General features: G+C 41.0%; 9 protein-coding genes. 1 reads left to right on the top strand and 8 read right to left on the bottom strand.

Going from position 1 to position 7,375, the window contains the following annotated elements:
- Nucleotides 1-125: 125 nt before the first annotated feature.
- Nucleotides 126-386 carry a hypothetical protein gene (locus WB217_RS05015; protein WP_423991233.1) on the top strand — a complete coding sequence of 87 codons (261 nt, stop codon included), beginning with the start codon at nt 126-128 and terminating at the stop codon, nt 384-386.
- Nucleotides 387-714: 328 nt separating this feature from the next.
- Here WB217_RS05015 and WB217_RS05010 read toward each other — a convergent pair whose 3' ends face one another.
- From WB217_RS05010 to WB217_RS04975, 8 genes are all read right to left on the bottom strand, one after another.
- Nucleotides 715-999 carry a ferredoxin family protein gene (locus tag WB217_RS05010; RefSeq protein WP_423409848.1) on the bottom strand — a complete coding sequence of 95 codons (285 nt, stop codon included), beginning with the start codon at nt 997-999 and terminating at the stop codon, nt 715-717.
- On the bottom strand, nt 999-2,294 hold the full coding sequence (locus tag WB217_RS05005) for an FAD-dependent oxidoreductase (protein ID WP_423991230.1): 1,296 nt from the start codon (nt 2,292-2,294) through the stop codon (nt 999-1,001). Before WB217_RS05005 ends, WB217_RS05010 begins: the two co-directional genes overlap by 1 nt.
- Nucleotides 2,287-3,312 carry an electron transfer flavoprotein subunit alpha/FixB family protein gene (locus tag WB217_RS05000; RefSeq protein ID WP_423991228.1) on the bottom strand — a complete coding sequence of 342 codons (1,026 nt, stop codon included), beginning with the start codon at nt 3,310-3,312 and terminating at the stop codon, nt 2,287-2,289. The genes WB217_RS05005 and WB217_RS05000 overlap by 8 nt, the downstream gene beginning before the upstream one ends.
- 194 nt (nt 3,313-3,506) lie before the next feature.
- Nucleotides 3,507-4,325, bottom strand: a complete 819-nt coding sequence (locus WB217_RS04995) for an electron transfer flavoprotein subunit beta/FixA family protein (RefSeq protein WP_423991226.1) — start codon at nt 4,323-4,325, stop codon at nt 3,507-3,509.
- Between the two features lie 681 nt (nt 4,326-5,006).
- Nucleotides 5,007-5,261, bottom strand: coding sequence for an aspartyl-phosphate phosphatase Spo0E family protein (locus WB217_RS04990; RefSeq protein WP_423991224.1), 255 nt, complete (start codon nt 5,259-5,261; stop codon nt 5,007-5,009).
- Between the two features lie 191 nt (nt 5,262-5,452).
- Nucleotides 5,453-5,986: a 1,2-dihydroxy-3-keto-5-methylthiopentene dioxygenase gene (locus WB217_RS04985; RefSeq protein WP_423991222.1), complete on the bottom strand. Its 534-nt coding sequence runs from the start codon at nt 5,984-5,986 to the stop codon at nt 5,453-5,455.
- 96 nt (nt 5,987-6,082) lie between these two features.
- The gene (locus WB217_RS04980; protein WP_423991220.1) at nt 6,083-6,718 is read right to left on the bottom strand and encodes a methylthioribulose 1-phosphate dehydratase; all 636 of its coding nucleotides are present in this window, start codon (nt 6,716-6,718) and stop codon (nt 6,083-6,085) included.
- Nucleotides 6,715-7,374 carry a 2-hydroxy-3-keto-5-methylthiopentenyl-1-phosphate phosphatase gene (locus WB217_RS04975; protein ID WP_423991218.1) on the bottom strand — a complete coding sequence of 220 codons (660 nt, stop codon included), beginning with the start codon at nt 7,372-7,374 and terminating at the stop codon, nt 6,715-6,717. Before WB217_RS04975 ends, WB217_RS04980 begins: the two co-directional genes overlap by 4 nt.
- Between the last annotated feature and the right edge of the window lies 1 nt (nt 7,375).

Raw genomic sequence — 7,375 nt, 5'->3', positions numbered from 1 at the left:
ACCTTACATATAATAAAGTTATACTTTATAGCAAAAGGAGTGAACTAACCTTGCAAAACGAATATTACCGTGATTTTTACGGGAAAGCATTAATTCAAGCTGGCACTAGTGTTTAGAAAACCTACTTGGACATTCACCCTGATTTGCTTCATACCCACTTACTGATCGGACTTCAAGGCCACCAAGTTGATGACAAAGAATATTATCACTGGAATGTAATCATATATAAATCAAATTCAGCTGGATTCTACGACGCCGGCACACCTATTTTCTCTTCTGACTCATTTGACCGGTTTGATGAAGCTGTGGAAGCTGCCAGGAATATAGAAATAGAAGTCCGAAATGACCAGCTTCACACCGTAATGCTACAAGAAAAAATTAGCTAACCCCTTCAGCTTACCCCTCTCATTTAGCTCTTCTCTTTTTTGAACCCATTTGTGAATTAACTTACATATGATGAATATAATAAAATCTCAATTAGATAAAATAACATAACTTAAAAGATATACATTGCTTTCTTTTTTACCATCTTGAATACAAAAATGTTCTCCTAGAACTTGTATAGTAACACTCATTTACCTCACCAAAGCCAAAATGGGCTCCTAGAACCTGTCTAGGGACAAATCCTCCTAAGGCCAAAAGTCTTCCATACTTTATACTTACAAACGCAAAAAAGCTGGCGGACACCTCCACCAGCTTTTTCTAATAAGTTGTTTAAGCAAGCCTGAACACGATTCCATGTCCGCCCTTTGGATATTCCCATTTAATATTCTGATATGGACAGCCGATCCTGCAGCTTCCGCACTCATGGCAGCCTTCGTAGCCTACCTGCATTCTCTTCCCTTCCCATTTGTATACTTCAGCAGGGCAGAAAACAGTACAGATCTTGTCGGGGCATTGGGTCATGCAGACGTCATGGTCCAATACTGTCAGATGCGATTTTGTGTCACACTTAAACCTTAAGAGATATTGTTTTTCCTCGATGTTTGTCGTTGACATTATTTCACCGCCTTCCAGGCACGATAGATATCCTGCATTACCTTAAAGGTTCCTTTTTCAGCAGTCATGCTGCGCATGATTTCTTTTTGCTTTTCTTTTTTCGGTGTTCCGTCTACTGTAAAGAATTTGCTCATTGCCTGATTCACCATTGGCAGGTACTCCTTAAAGTACTGCGGATACTTCTCAAATGTGTGTGCAGCATCCTTGTATTTTTCAAGGTCCTTGATGATGAAGCTTCCATATAACGCTTCTTTGTACCTATTCAGACTCTTTTCACTGAAGTTACCATCTTTCTTCGCTTCGACGATTGCTTCTGCGGCCATTTTTCCTGAAGCCATTGCCATGTTAGAGCCTTCGCGATGGATGGCGTTTACAAGCTGCGCTGCATCCCCAACCACAAGCACACCATTTCCGGCCACACGTGGAACGGAATGATATCCTCCTTCAGGAATCAGGTGGGCAAGGTACTCGGCAGACTCTCCGCCTTCAAGATAAGGACGCACCATCGGATGCTTTTTCAAGTAATCCAGCAATTCATACGGTTTCAGCTTTGCTTTGATCATACTTGAAAGTGTAGTTCCTACCCCGATATTCAAGCTATCTTTGTTTGTATAAAGAAAAGCTGTACCGAGGTTGCCTTTTGTGGAATCCCCGAAAATCTCAATCGTTGTTCCATGGTTTCCTTCGAGATTGAACCGGTCATTAATCTTTTCCTTTGGAAGATTAATGACCTCCATGACCGTCAATGCTACTTCATCAGGACGGAATTCCCTGTGGAAGCCGAGCTGCTTGGAAAGTAATGAGTTAACACCATCTGCGAGGACAACGACATCAGCAAATGCTTCTCCATCTGGACGGTCGGTGCGAATCCCGACCACCTGGCCGTTCTCGACAATACATTCTGTCACAACAGTCTCATTGATCAGCAAAGCGCCGGCCTCGACAGCTTTCTGGGCGAACCATTGGTCGAACTGTGCACGAAGCACTGTAAAATTATTATATGGTTCAACCGCCCACTCAAGACCTTTATAGCCGAATTGAACGACTGACTCTTTGTCCATCATCCAAAAGCGCTGTTCAACTACAGGCCTTTCCAACGGAGCTTCCTTCCAGAATTCAGGGATAATCTCTTCCATTTGCTTACGGTAAAGGACACCCCCCATTACGTTCTTGCTTCCAGGATATTCTCCACGTTCAATTAATAACACCTTCAGCCCGCTTTTTGCGCAGCTGTAAGCACATGAAGTTCCGGCAGGTCCGGCACCAACGACGATAACATCAAATTTTTCAGGCATAGCTCATTTCCCCGCCTTTCTCTTTGCTGAGCTCTTTGAATTGCTGGATTAGCTTTGGCACAATTTCCATCGCATCTCCAACAATGCCATATGTGGCTACATCGAAAATCGGCGCATTTGGATCCTTATTGATGGCGATAATCAACTCAGAGTTTTTCATTCCTTCAACATGCTGGATAGCGCCCGATATCCCAATCGCAAAATAGATCTTTGGTGTGACTGTCTCGCCTGTCTGACCGACTTGCTGCTCATGCTTCAGCCAGCCAGCTTCAACAACGTCCCTCGTTCCTCCTACGCTTGCCCCTACGACATCCGCTAGCTCATGAATCAGCTGGAAGCCCTGGAGGTCACCCATTCCTTTTCCGCCCGCAACAATGACATGTGCCTCTGCAAGGCTTGCCTTTTTTGTTACGTCCTTCACAATTTTAAGCACTTTTGTCCGCATATCTTCTTCGCGAAGATTAAATTCTTCTTCGATAATAACACCTTTTCTTTCTGTATCAGCTTCAAGGGCCTTCATGACCTTCGGGCGGACTGTTGCCATTTGCGGTCTGTGTTTTTTACAGAGGATCGTTGCCATGATATTCCCGCCGAATGCAGGACGGCTTGCCTCTAGCAACCTTTTATCCACATCGACGTCAAGCATCGTCGTGTCTGCTGTAAGTCCAGTGCTTAAATCAGTCGCAACCGCACTTGCAAGGTCTTTTCCATTAGGGGTTGCTCCATAAAGGAAGATTTCTGGCTTATACTTTTCGGCCAGGATGCAGACACCTTTCATGTAAGATTCAGTCCGATAATTTTTTAGCACCGGATGATCAACCACATATACCTCATCGGCTCCTGCATAAATGACTTCGTTGGCAATCGGAAGGACACCTTCACCCAGCATTACACCGGAAAGTGGTACTGCAAGCTTATCTGCAAGCTTTCTGCCGGCACCAAGCAATTCCAAAGAAACCCCTTCAATTTTCCCTTCATTTACTTCAATGAATACCCAGACTCCCTGGTTTTCTTGCATCCTGTTATTCCCCCTTAAAATCGGAATCAAGAGTTGGCAGCTTTTATTTTAAAAAAGACTGCTTTTCTATGGAGTGGTGTTGCGCGTAAATCTATTAAGCTAAGTGCTTTGATTTGTTCTATATCAAGGCAACGCATAAAAACACGTAAAATTCCTGCAGTCTATTTTTATTTTTCTGAGATTAGTAACAGGGCTTACGAAAGTATCTTAAATAAGTCTTTTCGTTCCATTAAAACGTCCATCAGCTGTTCAATCTGTGAATCTGTGTCTCCCTCGATCCTCTTCCCGCCTTCAAGCTTAGGCGGTGTAAACATTTTACCTACAATTGTTGGTGAACCTTTCAAACCCAATTGGGTTTTATCGACATCTCCCAGGTCATTTACGGACCAGATTACCGGCTCGTATCGTGCAGCATTGATCATGTTTGGCAGCGGAGCATATTCAATGTCATTAATTTCTTTCTCTACCGTCAACAAGCACGGCAATTGTGACTGAATCACTTCATAGCCATTAATTTGCTTTCGCTTGATATGGACATACTTTTCTTTTTCATTTATCTCTGAAACTTCAATTACATTAGTAACAGGCGGGATATCAAGACGTCTTGCTATTCCTGGTCCTACCTGCCCCGTATCTCCATCAATCGCATGCTTTCCACAAATGACAAGATCAATCGGATTATCTATTGAAATTTTTTCAAGTGCCTTAGAAAGTGCGTAGCTTGTTGCAAGTGTATCTGCACCTGCGAAAGCCCTGTCTGAGATTAAGAATCCTTGGTCAGCTCCAATTTCTACACTCTTTTTAATAACAGCGACTGCCTGTGGAGGTCCCATTGATAATACCGAAATCGTTCCGCCAGTCTTGTTTTTAATTTTTACAGCTTCCTGGACGGCATGGGCATCATATGGGTTTAAGATTGCTGGGGCGCTGCGTCGGTCCAGGGTATTCGTCTTAGGATTAATTTTAATGATTTTCGTATCGGGCACTTGCTTGACACAAACGACAATGTGCATGATTCTCTTTCCCCTCCTTAAAATAACAAACAACTAAATTATGAAAACGATTTCTAAAACTCTTTTCGTTAGCTTGCAGTTTGACCTATTTAGAGACCAATTAATAGAGACACAATCTTGATCCCATGGAATAGAGTTCTATTAAGGAGCATTATCATAGCTTGAAAAACAACAATCTTAGCGAAAACAGCCTAGATAAAAAAATGCCATGTAGTACGATATATGAATCGCTTTACAAGCATAGTACCAACAAATAAAAAAGTGAAAAATCGAAGTGCAGGCAATAAGTCATTAAAACAGGAAAATTCCAAACTGTCGTGAACCAAATGAAGAGCATTGTAAAAAATGGGAAGGATGTGTAGCACATGGTGAGGTGTAGAAGCTTACGTTGATAAAAACCTATCTATGTTAAAAATATATAAAATGTTCGAATAAAAACTATGATAAAAATCACATATAGCCATATTCTCGTGAATTTTTGAGCAAATTGTTAATTCTCTGGGGATATTGCTTTGTTATGTGTTGATTTGGAAATGAGTATTGTGGAGATCGGAGGTTTGGTACCCGTATTAAAAGGTTTTCAACAAGGATAAGTGCTTCACAGTCAATGAAAAGAGTTTATTGAAATATTGTACCCACCGCCGGCCAGGGCAGTGGCTACAATACTTCTGTCTATTCAATTCAACCGAATTTTGCAGTTGGTAATATATATTGCTTTTTCGTTAGCAAGATCATCTGCCTAAAAAGGAGTTTTCCTCTTTGCCTTTGAATTTCTGCTTCTTTACATAAAGTTAGATATTCAAATATCAAACGGTCAAGATTCTGGCTGAAGCGAATTGTTTCCTCGCTTGTATAACCTGATTCACTTGCCGAAGTCACCATTCGTTCCCTCATGCGATCTATTTCCTTCAATAAGGCCCTTTGCGATTGATACACTTCATAATTCCTCCTATAAATCCTCTACTACTTTAACTCCTTAAATAAATAAAAGATTACTTGAAAAATTATTGCAAATGCTTGTATCAAAGTAAATAGATTCGCAAAATAAGACATTTTTCTCTGCTAAAAATTTTTTCTTCGACAATTTTCACACTTCTTTACTTTGTGCTTGAAAAACGCAAACTGAGTTACTGGCTGACTTTCTCGTTCTCATAAATAGGTACCCAGCCTTCTGTCGTTACAAAAATCCTTACTGCGACCACCTGTCTGTCATCCTGCAAAGTGAAATAGTGGCGCACATTTTCTGGTACTGAGATCAAATCACCAGGATTAAGGAATACTTCAAAAAATTCTCCGTCTTTACCCTGAATCACAAACACTCCATGTCCGCTGACAATAAATCGTACTTCATCGTCTGTATGGTGGTGCTCCTGCTTGAAATTTGCAAGAAGCTGGTCTAGATTCGGTGTATTGCTTGATAAGGAAATGACATCTTGGGCTTGATAACCCCTGCGGTTTGAGATATCCTCGATTTCAGCCTTAAAAGTATCTAGTATTTGCTGTTTTTCTTCATCTGATAAGAGGAATTTTTCCTGGAGGTTAGCTGGAAGCTTTTCAATATCCCAATTTTCATAAATTACTTCTTGTTCATTTAGAAAAGAAGCTACCTCTTGTTGATCGACAATTTTTTCTTTTGAATATTGCTTTACGATAAATGCCATTTAAAATCTCTCCTTCATTTATACTTCTATTTTGGCTCCAGTAAATTTGTCTGCTGATTTCCGCTCCAATCAACAGGACTAAAAAATAAATATCTTCTAAACTACTTTAAATAATTGAAATGGTTTGTGTTCAAGGAGCCTTAATTGATATCGGAATAAAAATTCTGTTGCCTCTAATATTTTCTTAGCCTCAAAGGCATTCCGGCCCCAGACTGTGATGCCATGATTTCTGATCAGGACTGCTCCTGTATCCCCTTTTACATGCTCAGAAAACGCTTTTGCCAGAGAAGGAATGTGTGCATAATTCGGAATGATCGGAATTTTGAGGACGGCATCTTCCTCCCATTTATCAAATGCTTTAATTAATTCCTGGCCCTGAAATTGGACTTCCCCCCTGTCACCATAGACTTCGGAAATGACATTATTGTCAATCGTATGGACATGGAGGCTGCAGCCCGCGTTGGTCTTTCTATATACTTCAACGTGCAGAAGTGTCTCGGCTGATGGTTTCAAATGCGTTTCTTCAACTGCCCTACCGAATTGATCGACAAGCAAAAAGTCTTCCTCAGTACGTTTCCGTTTATCCTTTCCGCTCGCTGTAACCAGAAACTGTACAGGGTCGCTGCTTACCTTGATCGCTAGGTTGCCGCTAGTTCCCATAAACCAGTCCCGTTCAGCAAGTTCTGCCTTCACATCAGCAAGTTCTTCCCATTTTGTTTCTAAAATGCTCATCCTCTCACCCCTGTCTTAGTTTTAAGAACTTCTATACAATCATAAAAAGTTTCAAATGGTATATGGGGAATTTCCCATTCTTCACACTTGGCTTTTAAATAATCTCTAGCGAATACAAAGTCTGCCTGCTTTGCAGCTTCAAGGTCGGTTACAGAGTCACCTATAACAATTTTATATGTTTCGTTTTGAGAGAGCTTCCTCATAATTGATGGCTTGCAGCAGCCGCAATCATTGGTACATTGCTCATCGCAGCTGTTTGGCCATTCTATTTTGATTGTCTCTTTTGAAAAATCAGAGCCATTGCAATAAACTCCTGCAAACGGTCCAAAGCGTTCAATGATTGGTTCTATAAAAAAATCAATTCCTCCGCTGACGATATAAACCGGGATACTTTCCTCTTTCGCAAACTCAAGAAATTCCTGAAAACCCGGGCGAATCTTAGCATTTTCTATAGCATATTGAATGATTTCATCCTTGAGATTAACCGGCAGGAGTGAAAACATCCTGCCGACTCCTTCTTTGATTGAAATACGGCGGTCCAGTACAGCATCTTTGAGCTCATTCCAGCCAGAAGGTGCAAATTTATTCATGATTGAAATGATATTGTCTTTTTCAGTTACCGTCCCGTCAAAATCACAAAATATTACTGGATTTATC

The organism is Mesobacillus sp. (assembly GCF_049588175.1).
In the GTDB taxonomy this organism is placed as follows: Bacteria; Bacillota; Bacilli; order Bacillales; family Cytobacillaceae; genus Mesobacillus.
This window is presented reverse-complemented; position numbering and strand designations above follow the sequence as displayed.